Source organism: Streptomyces sp. NPDC051320 (genome assembly GCF_040682175.1).
Classification (GTDB): domain Bacteria; phylum Actinomycetota; class Actinomycetes; order Streptomycetales; family Streptomycetaceae; genus Streptomyces.
This window is the reverse complement of sequence record NZ_JBFBAL010000010.1, coordinates 264,021-278,112: the sequence shown is the minus strand read 5'-3', so window position 1 is coordinate 278,112 and position 14,092 is coordinate 264,021. Positions and strand designations below refer to the sequence as shown.

General features: G+C 71.5%; 16 protein-coding genes and 1 riboswitch. Of the genes, 10 read left to right on the top strand and 6 right to left on the bottom strand.

Translation table 11 applies throughout. From position 1 onward, the window contains the following. Positions 1-42: 42 nt before the first annotated feature. Genes AB0M87_RS23255 through amaP form a run of 5 tightly spaced genes read left to right on the top strand, consistent with a single transcriptional unit; the run spans position 43 to position 2,300 of the window. Complete coding sequence (locus tag AB0M87_RS23255; RefSeq protein WP_365855869.1) at positions 43-489, top strand: Asp23/Gls24 family envelope stress response protein; 447 nt, start codon at positions 43-45, stop codon at positions 487-489. A 33-nt stretch (positions 490-522) separates the two neighbouring features. Continuing rightward, positions 523-714, top strand: coding sequence for a hypothetical protein (locus tag AB0M87_RS23250; RefSeq protein ID WP_365855867.1), 192 nt, complete (start codon positions 523-525; stop codon positions 712-714). Continuing rightward, complete coding sequence (locus tag AB0M87_RS23245) at positions 711-1,055, top strand: hypothetical protein (protein WP_365855865.1); 345 nt, start codon at positions 711-713, stop codon at positions 1,053-1,055. The genes AB0M87_RS23250 and AB0M87_RS23245 overlap by 4 nt, the downstream gene beginning before the upstream one ends. Next, a complete protein-coding gene (locus tag AB0M87_RS23240) occupies positions 1,052-1,714 on the top strand; it encodes a DUF6286 domain-containing protein (RefSeq protein ID WP_365855863.1) in 663 nt (220 codons plus the stop codon). The genes AB0M87_RS23245 and AB0M87_RS23240 overlap by 4 nt, the downstream gene beginning before the upstream one ends. Positions 1,715-1,721: 7 nt before the next feature. Then, the gene (amaP, locus tag AB0M87_RS23235) at positions 1,722-2,300 is read left to right on the top strand and encodes an alkaline shock response membrane anchor protein AmaP (protein WP_365855861.1); all 579 of its coding nucleotides are present in this window, start codon (positions 1,722-1,724) and stop codon (positions 2,298-2,300) included. Between the two features lie 73 nt (positions 2,301-2,373). Here the strand turns inward: amaP and AB0M87_RS23230 are convergent, their stop codons facing one another. The 3 genes from AB0M87_RS23230 to AB0M87_RS23220 all read right to left on the bottom strand — a co-directional run bounded on the left by AB0M87_RS23230 (position 2,374) and on the right by AB0M87_RS23220 (position 5,464). Then, positions 2,374-3,165 (bottom strand): enoyl-CoA hydratase/isomerase family protein, encoded by a 792-nt coding sequence (locus AB0M87_RS23230; RefSeq protein WP_365855859.1) that lies wholly within the window; start codon positions 3,163-3,165, stop codon positions 2,374-2,376. Between the two features lie 130 nt (positions 3,166-3,295). Then, positions 3,296-3,517, bottom strand: coding sequence for a helix-turn-helix domain-containing protein (locus tag AB0M87_RS23225; protein ID WP_006123601.1), 222 nt, complete (start codon positions 3,515-3,517; stop codon positions 3,296-3,298). 348 nt (positions 3,518-3,865) lie between these two features. After that, complete coding sequence (locus AB0M87_RS23220) at positions 3,866-5,464, bottom strand: ABC-F family ATP-binding cassette domain-containing protein (RefSeq protein WP_365855856.1); 1,599 nt, start codon at positions 5,462-5,464, stop codon at positions 3,866-3,868. Positions 5,465-5,719: 255 nt separating this feature from the next. On the opposite strand from AB0M87_RS23220, the gene AB0M87_RS23215 reads away from it, so the two are divergent. Then, positions 5,720-6,121: a VOC family protein gene (locus AB0M87_RS23215; RefSeq protein WP_365855854.1), complete on the top strand. Its 402-nt coding sequence runs from the start codon at positions 5,720-5,722 to the stop codon at positions 6,119-6,121. A gap of 57 nt (positions 6,122-6,178) precedes the next feature. Here AB0M87_RS23215 and AB0M87_RS23210 read toward each other — a convergent pair whose 3' ends face one another. From AB0M87_RS23210 to AB0M87_RS23200, 3 genes are all read right to left on the bottom strand, one after another. After that, the gene (locus AB0M87_RS23210; protein WP_365855852.1) at positions 6,179-7,546 is read right to left on the bottom strand and encodes a hypothetical protein; all 1,368 of its coding nucleotides are present in this window, start codon (positions 7,544-7,546) and stop codon (positions 6,179-6,181) included. Between the two features lie 151 nt (positions 7,547-7,697). After that, entirely contained in the window at positions 7,698-8,822 is a 1,125-nt protein-coding gene (locus AB0M87_RS23205; protein ID WP_365855850.1) for a hypothetical protein, read from the bottom strand. A 75-nt stretch (positions 8,823-8,897) separates the two neighbouring features. Further along, entirely contained in the window at positions 8,898-9,578 is a 681-nt protein-coding gene (locus AB0M87_RS23200; protein WP_365855848.1) for a class II aldolase/adducin family protein, read from the bottom strand. A gap of 186 nt (positions 9,579-9,764) precedes the next feature. Between AB0M87_RS23200 and AB0M87_RS23195 the strand changes: the two genes are divergently transcribed. The 4 genes from AB0M87_RS23195 to AB0M87_RS23180 all read left to right on the top strand — a co-directional run bounded on the left by AB0M87_RS23195 (position 9,765) and on the right by AB0M87_RS23180 (position 14,072). Beyond that, positions 9,765-11,006 carry an inorganic phosphate transporter gene (locus tag AB0M87_RS23195; RefSeq protein WP_365855846.1) on the top strand — a complete coding sequence of 414 codons (1,242 nt, stop codon included), beginning with the start codon at positions 9,765-9,767 and terminating at the stop codon, positions 11,004-11,006. 19 nt (positions 11,007-11,025) lie between these two features. Next, positions 11,026-11,253 (top strand): hypothetical protein, encoded by a 228-nt coding sequence (locus AB0M87_RS23190; protein WP_365855844.1) that lies wholly within the window; start codon positions 11,026-11,028, stop codon positions 11,251-11,253. A gap of 94 nt (positions 11,254-11,347) precedes the next feature. After that, positions 11,348-11,421, top strand: a riboswitch (cobalamin riboswitch). 147 nt (positions 11,422-11,568) lie between these two features. Next, positions 11,569-12,531 carry a cobalamin biosynthesis protein gene (locus AB0M87_RS23185; protein ID WP_365855842.1) on the top strand — a complete coding sequence of 321 codons (963 nt, stop codon included), beginning with the start codon at positions 11,569-11,571 and terminating at the stop codon, positions 12,529-12,531. Next, complete coding sequence (locus AB0M87_RS23180; RefSeq protein WP_365855840.1) at positions 12,528-14,072, top strand: cobyric acid synthase; 1,545 nt, start codon at positions 12,528-12,530, stop codon at positions 14,070-14,072. Before AB0M87_RS23185 ends, AB0M87_RS23180 begins: the two co-directional genes overlap by 4 nt. Positions 14,073-14,092: the final 20 nt, after the last annotated feature.

Below are 14,092 nucleotides of genomic sequence, written 5' to 3'. Positions count from 1 at the left end.
GGGCAACGGAATCCCCCAGCACTCGGGAAGGGACGTACGGCGATGAGCGACACCGCACCGCAGCACCAGCCGGATGTGATCAAGCGCGGCGGCGGCAATCCCGCGACCCGTGGACGCACCACCATCGCGGACGGCGTGGTGGAGAAGATCGCCGGCCTCGCGGCGCGCGACGTCCTCGGTGTCCATGCGATGGGCAGTGGCATCTCGCGGACCTTCGGCGCGGTCCGTGACCGGGTCCCCGGCGGCACCAAGTCCGTTTCGCGCGGCGTGAAGGCGGAGGTCGGCGAGGTCCAGACGGCGCTCGACCTGGAGATCGTCGTCGACTACGGGGTTTCCATCGCGGATGTCGCCCGCGATGTGCGGGAGAACGTCATCTCGGCGGTGGAGCGGATGACGGGGCTCGAGGTGGTCGAGGTCAACATCGCGGTCAGTGATGTGAAACTGCCCGAGGAGCAGGACGATGAAGTGCTGGAGTCCCGCCTGCAGTAGACCCGCACCTTCGCTTCGGACTGGGAGCTCACGATGAGTATGGCTGTGGTAGGCCTGATGGCCGGTATGGCGCTCGGTTTCGCCGGCTACTTCGGCGGTTTCGCAGCCTTTCTTCTGGTGGCCGCGCTCGGCGCGGTCGGCTTCATCGGTGGCAAGTTTCTCGACGGTGACCTGGAGGCCGGCGACTTCTTCCGCGGCCGCGACCACGGCGACCGGCGGCGATGACCACGCAGGTGGCGCCCGGTGAGCGCGGGTCGACCCGGATCGCCGACCGGGTGGTGTCCAAGATCGCCGCTCAGGCGGCCCGTGAGGCGATCGGCACGGTCCCCGAGGGCGGCTCGCCGCCGCATGCCGCGGCGACGGTGGACGAGGCGCGAGCGTGGGTACACATCAGTCTGGAACTCGGCTATCCGTCCGACATCGGCGGCCAGTGCGCCGCGGTACGCCGTCAGGTCACCCATCGGCTCCGGACGTTGGCGGACATGGAGGTGCCGGAGGTGGCCCTCCAGGTCGAGCGGCTGCACTCCGTGCACACCACCGGCACCGATCTGGGGAGGACCCGATGAGCGAACCCGAGGACCGTACGCAGCGCCTCCCGATCGTCGAGCAGTCGGCGTCGGCGGGGCCCGGCCGGTCCGCGACCGCCTACCGTCCGGTACCGGAACCCAAGGCCGTCCGGCCCCGCGCCGGGCGCTTCTGGTCGTCCCGCCGCACGCCGGCCGCACTGGTCGCCCTGGTGGTGCTCGGGGCGGCCGGCCTGCTGCTCTATGACGTCGCGTCGGTGCGCGCCGGACGGCCCGCGATGCACTGGCGGCACGTACTGGCCGACAATCTGGCGACGCGCCCGCTGGGCGACATCCGGTTCGAGGTCGGCGCGGCCGTCGCGATGGCCCTCGGCCTGTGGCTGATCCTTCTCGCGCTCACGCCCGGTCTGCGCTCGGTGCTGCCGATGACCACGGGCGGTCACCGGGTGCGGGCCGGTCTGGAGCGGGACGCCGCGGCCCTCGTCCTGCGTGACCGGGCGATGGAGGTGTCCGGCGTGCAGTCGGTGCGTATCCGGGTGAAGCGTTCCCGGGTGGTGGCCCGGGCCCGCTCGCACTTCCGGGAACTCGAGGACGTACGGACGGACCTGAACACAGCGCTGGGAGCGGGCATCGCGGAACTGGGACTGGCCTCGCCGCCCCGGCTCTCGGTGCATGTCGGCCGGCCGGCCGGGAAGGGGTGACGCCGCGATGCGGAGGTCGGTCAACCGGGTGCTGGTGTGCGTCGCCGGCCTGGCCCTGCTCGCGCTCGGAGGCGCGGTACTGGCAGCGGGGCTCGGTCTCTCCACTGCGTCATGGTGGCCCTTCAGCGGACCGCACGCCGTCCTGCTGAGCGCGCCGAACCGGCAGCGGTACCGCGACGAGAGCTGGTGGTGGCCGACGGTCATCGCGGGGCTCGCGGTCATCGTCCTGCTCGCTCTGTGGTGGCTGTTCGCCCAGCTGCGCGGCTCGCGCCTCTCGGAGGTCCTGGTGGACAGCGGAGACGGTGAGGGAGCGCGGCTCCGTGGACGTGCGCTGGAGGACGTGCTGTCGAGCGAGGCGGAGGCGCTGCACGGAGTCGATCGCGCCAAGGTCGCGCTGCGGGGGCGGCGGACGGCGCCCGAGGCCCGGGTGGTACTGGTCCTCGAGGCGCACGCCCAGCCGACCGCCGCGCTGTCCGGTCTCTCCACAGGAGCGCTGGCTCACGCCCGGGATTCGGCGGGGCTGGCGCAGTTCCCCGCCGAAATCCGGCTGCGCGCGGCGAAGCACCGGGCGCAGCGGGTGTCGTGACCGCAGCGGGTGTCGTGACCGCAGCGGGTGTCGTGACCGGAGGCCGGCGCCCGTGTCCGCCGCCGGGGACGGGTCAGTCCGAGAGCCCCGCCAGGTCCCGCAGCCTGCGGGCCTGTCCGGCCCGCTCCGCGGCCCGCTGGTCCTCGTAGGTACGCTCCGAGGCACCGCGAAGCAAGGCCTTGGTCTCGATCACCGCGTCCCGCGGGGCGGCGAGCAGCGCGCCGACCAGGTCCGTCACGGCGCTGTCCAGCTCCTCGACCGGCACGGCGAGGTTGGCCAGGCCGGTACGGACCGCCTCGTCGGCATGGATGTAACGGCCGGTGACGCAGATTTCCAGCGCGCGGGCATATCCGACGAGCCCGACCAGCGGATGGGTCCCGGTGAGATCGGGGACGAGTCCGAGACTGGTCTCGCGCATGGCGAACTGCACGTCCTCGGTGACGACCCGCAGGTCGCAGGCGAGGGCGAGCTGGAAACCGGCGCCGATCGCATGGCCCTGGACGGCGGCGACGGTGATCAGGTCGGGCCTGCGCCACCAGGTGAAGCCTTCCTGGTATTCGGCGATGACCGCGGCGAGTTCGGCGTCGCCACCGCGTGCCAGATCGAGGAAGGACGGCTCGCCGTCGAAACCCTCGGGCGTGAACGCCTGTCGGTCCAGGCCGGCGGAGAAGGACTTGCCCTCACCGCGGAGCACCACGACACGGACGTTGCCCGGCAGTGACCGCCCTGCTTCCGTCAACGCCCGCCACAGAGCGGGAGACTGAGCGTTGCGCTTCGCAGGATTGGCCAGCGTCACCGTGGCAACGGCGTCCTCGACGGTGAGCCGTACGCCGTCCTTGTCGAGCACATGGGCCATCGAGGTCATGGGAGCCTCCGGTTCGGATGCAGACAGATAAGTGACTGCACAGTAACCACCCTGCCGACCTCTCGGTCGACCGGGTGGTCACCGCCAAGAACCGGTGATCCCGGACCGCGGTTGCCGCACCGCGGACCCGTCAGGCCGATGCGGCCTTCTTACCTCGTGTCGCTCCGCCGCGTCCCCGCAGGGTCACGCCGGACTCGCTGAGCATCCGGTGGACGAATCCGTAGGAGCGGCCGGTCTCTTCGGCCAGCGCCCGGATGCTTGCACCGGAGTCGTACTTCTTCTTCAGGTCTGCCGCGAGCTTGTCGCGCGCGGCGCCGGTTACCCGGCTGCCCTTCTTCAGAGTCTCGGCCACCCGTGCCTCCTCAAGGAAGTGCGCTCTGGACTCTCATGATCACCCCTACCCGCCGTCCTGGCCACCCATTCGGCAAGGTCTGTTAGGACGGGGATGAGTGTGGCCCGCGTCACGAGCACAAACGGATTCTGATATTCCGCTTCCTCCAGCCTCCGACAGGGACCCTGTGCACACCGAAAAGTACAGGTCAGAGGCATCATGGCAACCCCGGCGCGGCGTCCGGCCGTCCGGTCGTCACGGGACGACGGAGCCGGTGCATGACACGCCGGGGTACGAGAGCGACTCACTCAGATGATGGATCACCCATGGGCCGAATGATCCATCCGGAGTGGATCAGGCCGAAGTGGATCAGGCAAGCGCGACGAGATCCGCGTAGTCCGGGCCCCAGAGGTCCTCGACTCCGTCCGGCAGCAGGATGATCCGCTCCGGCTCCAGCGCGTGGACCGCCCCCTCGTCGTGGGTGACCAGGATGACCGCCCCCTTGTAGGTGCGCAGCGCGCCGAGGATCTCCTCCCGGCTCGCCGGGTCGAGGTTGTTGGTGGGCTCGTCGAGGAGCAGCACATTGGCCGATGAGACCACCAGGGTGGCCAGCGCGAGGCGGGTCTTCTCACCGCCGGAGAGCACGCCCGCGGGCTTGTCGACGTCGTCGCCCGAGAAGAGGAACGAGCCGAGCGTCTTGCGCACCTGGACCAGATCGAGGTCGGGGGCCGAGGAGCGCATGTTCTCCAGCACCGTGCGCTCGGGATCGAGCGTCTCGTGCTCCTGGGCGTAGTAGCCCATCTTCAGCCCGTGCCCCTCGACGACCGAACCGGTGTCCGGCTTCTCGGCGCCGGCCAGCAGGCGCAGCAGGGTGGTCTTGCCCGCTCCGTTGAGGCCGAGAATGACGACGCGCGAGCCCTTGTCGATCGCGAGGTCCACGTCGGTGAAGATCTCGAGCGAGCCGTACGACTTGGACAGCCCCTCGGCCATCAGCGGGGTCTTGCCGCACGGCGCGGGGTCGGGGAAGCGCAGCTTGGCCACCTTGTCGGCGACCCGGACCGCTTCCAGGCCCGCGAGCAGCCGGTCGGCGCGCTTAGCCATGTTCTGGGCAGCGACGGTCTTCGTCGCCTTGGCGCGCATCTTGTCGGCCTGCGAGTTGAGGGACGCGGCCTTCTTCTCGGCGTTCTGCCGCTCACGCTTGCGACGCTTCTCATCGGCCTCGCGCTGCTGCTGGTAGAGCTTCCACCCCATGTTGTAGACGTCGATCTGCGTGCGGTTGGCGTCCAGGTAGAAGACCTTGTTGACGACCGTCTCGACCAGGTCGGCATCGTGGGAGATCACGAGGAACCCGCCACGGTAGGTCTTCAGGTAATCGCGCAGCCAGGCGATCGAGTCGGCGTCGAGGTGGTTGGTGGGCTCGTCGAGGAGCAGAGTGTCGGCGTCCGAGAAGAGGATCCTGGCGAGTTCGACCCGGCGCCGCTGACCGCCGGAGAGTGTGTGCAGCGGCTGGCCGAGCACCCGGTCGGGCAGTCCGAGAGCGGCGGCGATGGTGGCCGCCTCGGCCTCGGCCGCGTACCCCCCCTTGGTGAGGAACTCCGTCTCCAGGCGCTCGTACTTCTTCATCGCCTTCTCGCGGGTGGCGCCCTGCCCGTTGGCCATCCGCTCCTCGTTCTCCCGCATCTTGCGCAGCACGGAGTCGAGATCGCGGGCGGAGAGGATGCGGTCGCCGGCCAGCACGTCCAGGTCGCCGGTGCGTGGGTCCTGCGGGAGGTAACCGACCTCACCGGTACGGGTGATGGTGCCTCCGGCAGGGACGCCTTCACCTGCGAGGCACTTGGTGAGGGTGGTCTTGCCCGCGCCGTTGCGGCCGACCAGGCCGATGCGGTCGCCCTTGGCGATACGGAAGGAAGCGGACTCGATGAGGATGCGGGCGCCGGCGCGCAGCTCGATGCCGGAAGCGGTGATCACGGAAAGACTCCAGGGCGGTATGGACGGCGGAAGGGCAGGCGGAGGGGATGCTTCGACGCCGGCTAATGCACAAGGAGAAATGCCATGGGGCCCAGTCTAACGGTGTCGCGCAAGCGCTCTGCCGCCGCGGCGGCTCCGTCCGGGGTGGTCCATGTCACGCCGGGACGTTGTCGGTGCCCGGTGCCAGACTGGGTCCCGCAGGCGTACCGGTTCCGATCCAGTGCGATCAACAGTCGAGTGGGAAGGGTGAGCGGCATGGCCGTCACCATCAGTCCGACGATTCTGTACGACGACGCGAAGGCAGCGATCCGGCTGCTCAAAGAAGCCTTCGGCTTCAGCGAACAGGCCGTCTACGAGGACGAGCAGGGCCGGGTGCTGCACGCCGAGCTGGCATACGGCGACGGCTTGGTGATGCTGGGTTCCAAGGGCCGCGAAGGCGTGTTCGCCAAGGCCATGGCGGGCGGCGGCCCGGTCGGGGTCTACGTGGTGGTCCAGGACACCGACGCACACCACCGGCAGGCCGTCGAGCACGGGGTGGAGATCCTGATGCCACCGACCGACCAGGATTACGGCTCCCGCGACTACATGGCCCGTGACCCGGAGGGAAACGTCTGGAGCTTCGGGACCTACGTACCGGGGGCCCCGGCCCAGGACTGACCGAGGGGGCCGGCCGGTGCCCGGGGTGTGCCGGATCAGCTGCTCGCGCCGGACCGGTCAGACTCCCCCGGTGTGCACCTGGAAGGCCGCCCGGCGCACGGCCTTGGCCAGTGCCGGGTCCGGGTGCGCCGCGGCGAGGGCCACCAGCACCTGCACGGTGCGTGGATGACCCACCGCCTGTACCTCTTCGAGCAGCGCCGGGACGGTGCCCTGCACGGCCGATTCGAGGTGGCGGACCAGCAACGGGGTCTCGCCGTGATCGGCGACGGCCGCAGCTGTGTCCACCCAGAGCCAGGTCGCTTCCGCACGGGTCAGGGCGTCGTGGGCGTCGTCGGGGTCGGCCCCCTCGTATTCCGCCAGCCAGAGGAGCGCGTACGGGCGCAGCGAGATCTCGTCTGCGGCGGCCCGGACGGCGGCCTCCGCAGGGCCGCCGACGACCCGCAGAGCCTCGAAGGCGAGGCCGCGCAGCAGAGCGTCCTCGCCGCGGGCGACGCCGAGAAGTTCGGCGACGGCGCTGCCGACCGGCCGCGCGGCCAGCCAGGCACGGTACTCGGCGCGCGCGGGGCCGGGGGTCAGCCCGGCGCAGCCGCGCAGCATGTCGTCGGCCGGCTGCTCGATGTTCCCTGCCGGGCTCTGCGCAGCGACGCAGATCTGCTCCAGCTTGACCCAGACGGCCCAGTTGCCCAGCGGGGTCAGGGTCGCGAGGCCGGGCCCGAGGGTCAGCGCACCGACCGCGGCCAGCCCGCGCAGCGCCCAGTCCAGCAGCTCCGGGAGCGGCGCGGGGGCGGCGGGCTGCTGCCGGGGCCCGTAGGGCACCTCGCAGCGCTCCTCGTGCAGTTCGGCGACGCGCTGCTCGAGCAGATCGAGCAGGGCGGGCACGGTCACCGGGCCCGCGGAGAGCTGGAGCAGCGAAAGCACCTGCGGGACGGCCTCGACGACCTCGGCGACCGCGGAGGCCGCGACATCCTCGGAGGCCGGGTGGACGATCGACCATGCGTCGAAGAGCGCCACCCAGCCGCGCAGCACCGCGGAGTCGTCGCCGTCCCAGGCGCGCAGCCGCCAGCCGGGCCGTGCGGTGCCGCCGTGCAGCTCGACCAGCCCGGCGAGCCGGGCGCGGTCCCAGCCCGCGCGCACCTCATCCGGCGTCAAGTCGAGTTCCCGCACGGCCCGTTCCGCCGGCTGCGCGAGAAGCTCGCCGGCCTGCCCCACCGGAGTCCGTGCCGCGCGTTCGGAGCGGGAATCCGCGGCGCGGCGAACTGCGGAGCGGGAACCTGCGGAGCCGGGAGCCGCGGGGAGCGTCTCCGCGGCCCAGCGGGCGACCCGGACGGCGTCGGCGAGGACCGCTCGCGCCTGACGGGCCAGCTCCGCGGCGGGCGGGGTGCCCTCCGGTGGCCGCGGGGTGGGGCGGGCTGGCCGGCTGGTCACGACACGGCGAGCCGTGAGGAGAGGTCGAGGACGGACGAGTCTGAGCCTGGAGTCGCGCGGAGTACGGGACGTCACGGGGAGCAGTCTCGCCTCTGACGGGCCGAAAGCCCAAACGGAACCCCGCCTTTCAGGTTGACGGAGCCGGTCGGCTTCACATCAACGGCGTGAGGAAGCGTCGCAGGGTCTCCTCGTAGTGAGCCGGGTCCGCGTTCCACATGGCCGCGTGCGGGGCGTTGTCGACGGCCTCCAGGATGACCAACTCGGGCCGTCTCCGGGCAAGTTCGCGCGACCGGCGCCAGGACGACAACCGGTCGCCGGGGCCGTGGAAGATCAGGGTGGGGACGCACATCGCGTCGGGCGCCGACACGACGCGCAGCCGGTCGCCGTCCAGGCCGGTACGCCCCTGGGCCGCCCTGACCGCGAGGGGCAGCAGCGCAGCCGGCGTGCGGCGTGCCGAGGCCAGAGCGCGCACGGTGGCCTCCCAGTCGAGAACCGGGGAGTCCAGCACCAGTCCGCTGATGCGGTCGCTCAGCGCGGACCCGGCGGCCGCGTGCAGGGCCATGGAGGCGCCGGTGGACCAGCCGTGCAGGACGACGCGCTCCGCGCCGTGGTCGACCGCGTAACGGATGGCGGCGTCCAGATCCTGCCACTCCTCCGCGCCGAAACGTCCGAGGCCGTCGGGGGAGGCGGGTGCGCCGGGATCCCCGCGATAGGCGATGTCGAGCACCGGGAACTGCAGCTGGTGCAGCAGGCTCATCACGTTCATCGGGTGTTCCCTGGTGGTGCCGATGCCGTGCACCGTGATGACCCAGATGGAGCGGGGTCCGGGCACGAACCAGGCCGGGCAGGAGCCGAGCTCACCGGGAATGTCGACATCGGTGAAATCGAGGCCCAGCGCGGACCGGGGATCGCCGACGTACACCTGCGGGGTGAGCCGCACCTTGTCGCCGGGGGCGAGCACGCCGTGCGAGACCCGTTCGAGACGCCGTACGACGGTGTCGGCCGTACGCGGCACCAGGTCGAGCACGGGTCCGGCGACGGCGTGCGATCCGGTGCCCGTCAGGCCGTACGTACCGGGGCGCAGCGACGCCAGGCAGCGGGTCAGGGTGATACGGCCGGGGTCCGTGGCGTGCACGGAGATCCGGGGTTCGGTGGGCAGCGGGCGTCGCGACGCCTTGAGAGCGGCGTTGCCGGTGTACCGGCCGGCGGCGACCGAGGCCACGCCGACGCCTATCAGGGAGGTGACGGCCAATGCCGTCGCTGTAGCCGGGCGCATCTCTCCAGTGTCCGTACGCACCCGCCGGACGGCCAGTGGGCCGCAGCAAACGGCGTCGGGCCCAGGGTCCGGCGTTTATCGGCCCGGCTGGCCGTATCCCCGGAGCTTCTCGCCCACCTCGGCCAGTTCGGCGGGGGAGAGCAGCGAGGGTGTCCGGCCCGGAAGCGCACTGGCGGTGAGCCAGAGCCTGCACATCCATTCCAGCTGCGCGGTGCGGTCGTAGGCCAGCTCGAGGGAGCTGCCATGGGTGACCGTGCCGTGGTTCTGCAGCAGACAGCCGGTGCGGTGCTCCAGGGCGCGGAGCATGTGCTCGGCCAGCTCGTCCGTGCCGTAGAGCGCGTACGGGGCGACCCGCACCGGGCCGCCGAGTGCCGCGGTCATGTAGTGGATGACGGGCAGTTCGGGCACGAGGGTGGAGACGGCGGTCGCGTGCACCGCGTGGGTGTGGACGACGGCGGACGCCTCGGTGTTCCGGTACACCGCGAGATGTAGCGGCAGCTCACTGGTCGGCTTGAGCCGGCCGATGACCTGGCGGCCCGTCGGGTCCACCGCGACGGTGTCCTCCGGGCCGAGCCTGTCGTAGGGGACGCCGCTGGGCGTCACCAGGATCAGGTCGCCGGTCCGTACCGAGACATTGCCCGATGTGCCCACGACCAGACCTTCGGCCGCCGATCTGCGGGCGGTGGCCACCAGGTCGCGCCAGGCCTCTGCGACTGCGTTCGGTTCTGTATACGGGTCTGTATGCGGGGCGGTCATCCGGCGATGATGTCAGGCGGGCGGGATCACGTCCCGTGCCCCCTCGCGTTCGCGCGATCACGCAGGGACAAAGCGGAAACTCCCCGACCGGACAGAGTCACCACAGCGCCCGTCCCAGTTCATCTTCCGTTCATTCAGGTTGCCTACGTTCGTCGCGTCAATGACCTCAAGCGATTGCCCAGGTAAATGGAACACTTGACCCTGCTCCTTGGGATCGTGATCATTACCGCTCTCGTGTTCGATTTCACGAACGGTTTCCACGACACCGCCAACGCGATGGCGACGACCATCTCGACCGGCGCTCTCAAACCCAGGACCGCGGTGGCCATGTCCGCCGCGCTCAACCTTGTCGGGGCTTTCCTGTCCGTCGAGGTCGCCAAGACGATCTCCGGCGGGATCATCAATGAACAGGGCATCACCACAGAGGTGATCTTCGCGGCGCTCGTCGGCGCCATCCTCTGGAACCTGCTGACCTGGCTCCTCGGCCTGCCGTCCAGTTCCTCCCACGCACTCTTCGGCGGTCTCATCGGCGCCACCCTGATGTCGGTCGGCTCCTCCGGGGTCAACGGCGACGTGGTCGTCACCAAGGTGCTGCTGCCCGCGGTCGCGGCGCCGGTCGTCGCCGGACTCGCCGCGCTGCTCGCCACCCGGCTGACGTACCGGATCGGCCGCCACGCGGACGAGAAGTCCACCGCCAAGGGGTACCGGGCCGGGCAGATCGCGTCCGCCGGCCTGGTCTCGCTCGCGCACGGCACCAACGACGCGCAGAAGACCATGGGCGTCATCACCCTGGCCCTGGTCACCGGCAACGTGATCGCCCCCGGATCGAACCCACCGCTGTGGGTCATCGTCTCCGCGGGCACCGCCATCGCGCTGGGCACCTACCTGGGCGGCTGGCGCATCATCCGCACCATGGGCAAGGGGCTCACCGAGCTCCGGCCGCAGCAGGGCTTCGCGGCCCAGACCGGCGCGGCGACCGTGATCCTCGCGTCCTCGCACCTCGGCTTCTCGCTCTCCACCACGCAGGTCTGCTCCGGCTCCGTGATGGGCGCCGGCGTCGGACGCAAGGGCGGCGTGGTCCGCTGGTCCACCGCGAGCCGCATGTGCATCGCCTGGGTTCTGACCCTGCCCGCCGCCGCCCTGGTCGGCGCCGGTGCGGAGTATCTGACCGGCCACGGCCCCTGGGGCGTCGGCGCCGTGGCGGTCCTGCTGGTCGCCGGTTCCGGCGTCATCTGGTCGCTGTCCCGCCGCAAGCCCGTCGACCGGCACAGCGTCACCCCCGACGAGCCCGTCGAGCCCGTGGACGTCGTCACCGCCGCCATCGCGGCGGTCAGCCCGCCACCGGCCGGGCTGACGGCCGAGGCTCTCCGGGCCACCATCCCCGCCCCGGACAGCGCACCGGAACCCACCCGACCGGCCGCGGTCTGAAGAAGAGGACACCGCAATCATGAACATCGACTGGGCAGCTCTCGGCACCGTTTTCGGCGTCAGTCTGGTGGCCACCGTCGGGCTGGTGGGCCTGTTCACCCTCGGCATCGTGAGCCTGGCCCGGAGGTCGGCACCGGACGGGGCCGGCAGTACCGCGCCGGCGCCCGCCGCACGCGCCGGCGCGTACGCCTGCTTCGCTCTCTGCGCGGCCGCCGTCGCGTACGGGATCCACCTCATCGTCGGCTGACCGCCGTTCGACCACGTCGCCTCCTCGCAGGTCAAGGCGAGTTGACGGGTGTTCGCGGCACGTGGTGGACTGCCGGGGCCAGTACGGCGGCAGGAGAGGAAGCCCGGTGTGAATCCGGCGCGGTCCCGCCACTGTCACCGGGGGTCACCCCCCGGGAGCCAGGAACTCTCACCGCCGGACCCGTCGAACCAGGGCGCGGACACCCTGAGTGAGGACCTATCGCCATGCGCGGCTGCCTGCTGCCCGATGCTGTGACCCGTACGAGAAGTACCCCCCGCACGAGAGCCCGTCGAGGCGCAACGGCCTGCTGACCCGATGCGTGCCGAGCAGGTATTCGTATACGGCGCCACCACCGGCATCGCCGCGGACCTGGTCCTCGGAGATCCCCGGCGCGGACATCCGGTGGCCGCTTTCGGACGGGCCGCGGCCGCCGTCGAGCGGCGCCTGTGGCGTGACCACCGGGCCTGGGGCGCCCTGCACACCGCTGTCTGCGTCGGCAGCGCGGTGGGCACCGCGGCGCTGGCCCGGCGTGCCGTGCGCGGCCGCCCGGGGGCCGGGATCGCGCTGACCGCCGTCGCCACCTGGGCGGTCGTCGGCGGTACTTCGCTGGGCCGGGAGGCGCGTACGGTCGGTGCCGCGCTGGCGGCGAACGACATCGAAGCGGCCAGGGAACGGCTACCGCACCTGTGCGGCCGGGACCCGCACACACTGGACTCTCAGCAACTGGCACGCGCCGTGGTGGAATCCGTCGCCGAGAACACGTCGGACGCCGTGGTGGGCGCGCTGATCTGGGGCGCCCTGTGCGGAGTGCCCGGCCTGGTGGGTTTCCGCGCGGTGAACACCCTCGACGCGATGGTCGGCCACCGCTCGCCCCGGTATCTGCGGTACGGCTGGGCAGCGGCCCGGCTCGACGATCTGGCCGGCTGGCCGGGCGCCCGGCTGACTGCCGTACTGGCGGTGCTGGCCGGCGGGAACCCGCGCGGCGCTGCCCGCGCCTGGCGCGAGGACGCGGGCGGTCATCCCAGCCCGAACGCCGGTCCGGTGGAGGCGGCGTTCGCCGGAGCGCTGGGCGTGCGGCTCGGCGGGACTCTCGCGTACGGCGGCCGGGTCGAGCACCGGGCCGTACTCAACGGTGGCGGCAGGCCGGCCGGGGTGGGAGACATCGAGCGCGCGGTGCGCCTGTCTCGCCGGGTGGGTCTGCTCGCACTCGCGACAGCCCTGGTGGTTCGGAAGTCCCTCGTGCGGAAGACCCGTGCGGTGAGAAAGGTGCGCGGATGAGTGGCGGACTGTTGATCGCCGGAACCACCTCGGACGCCGGGAAGAGCGTGGTGACGGCCGGCATCTGCCGGTGGCTGGTGCGCCGTGGCGTCAAGGTCGCGCCCTTCAAGGCACAGAACATGTCGCTGAATTCCTTTGTCACCCGCGAAGGTGCGGAGATCGGCCGCGCGCAGGCGATGCAGGCCCAGGCGGCCAGGGTGGAGCCATCGGCGCTGATGAACCCGGTGCTGCTGAAGCCGGGCAGCGACCGGTCGAGCCAGGTGGTCCTGATGGGCAAGCCGGTCGGCGAGATGAGCGCCCGCGGGTTCTTCGGGGACGCCGGAGCTCCGACCAACGGCGACAGCGCCCAAGTGGGACACAGGGAAGCTCTGTTGGGGACGGTCACGGACTGTCTGGACCAACTTCGGGGCACGTATGACGCTGTGATCTGTGAGGGGGCCGGCAGCCCGGCCGAGATCAATCTGCGGCGGACGGACATCGTCAACATGGGCATCGCCCGGGCCGCCCGCTTCCCGGTGGTGGTGGTGGGCGACATCGACCGCGGTGGTGTCTTCGCCTCGTTCTTCGGTACGACCGCGCTGCTCAGCGCCGAGGACCAGGCGCTGGTCGCCGGTTACCTGGTCAACAAGTTCCGCGGCGACGTGTCGTTGCTGGAGCCCGGCCTCGACATGCTGCACGGGCTGACGGGGCGCCGCACCTACGGCGTCCTGCCGTTCGCGCACGGCCTCGGCATCGACGAGGAGGACGGGCTGCGGATCTCGATGCGGGGCACCGTGCGTGAGTCGTCCGTCGCCCCGCCGCACGGTGCGGAGGTGCTGCGGGTCGCCGTCTGCGCTGTGCCGCTGATGTCCAACTTCACCGACGTGGACGCACTGGCGGCCGAACCCGGCGTGCTGGTGCGGTTCGTGGACCGGGCGGACGAGCTCGCCGACGCGGACCTGGTGATCGTGCCGGGCACCCGGGGCACCGTCCGCGCTCTGGAGTGGCTGCGTCGGCGTGGACTCGCCGACGCGCTGGCCCGCCGGGCCGCGGAGGGCCGCCCGGTGCTGGGCATCTGCGGCGGCTTCCAGCTGCTGGGCGAGCACATCGACGACGAGATCGAGTCGCGGGCCGGCGCCGTGGACGGCCTGGGGCTGCTGCCCGTACGAGTCACGTTCGCCGCCGCGAAGACGCTGGGCCGGCCGACCGGTGAGGCGCTGGGTGAACGCGTCGAGGGGTACGAGATCCACCACGGGGTGGCCGAAGTGCTGGGCGGCGAGGCCTTCCTTGACGGCTGCCGCTCCGGTGCCGTCTGGGGCACCCACTGGCACGGCTCGCTGGAGAGCGACGGCTTCCGGCGCGCCTTCCTCCGGGAGGTCGCGCGGGCGGCGGGGCGGCGTTTCGTACCGGCTCCCGACACCGGCTTCGGCACGCTCCGCGAGGAACAGCTCGACCGGCTCGGTGACCTCATCGAGGAGCACGCGGACACCGACCGGCTGCTCGCGCTCATCGAATCGGGCGCTCCGGCCGGACTGCCCTTCATCCCGCCCGGGGCCCCGTGAACACCGCGCTGCCTTGTCCC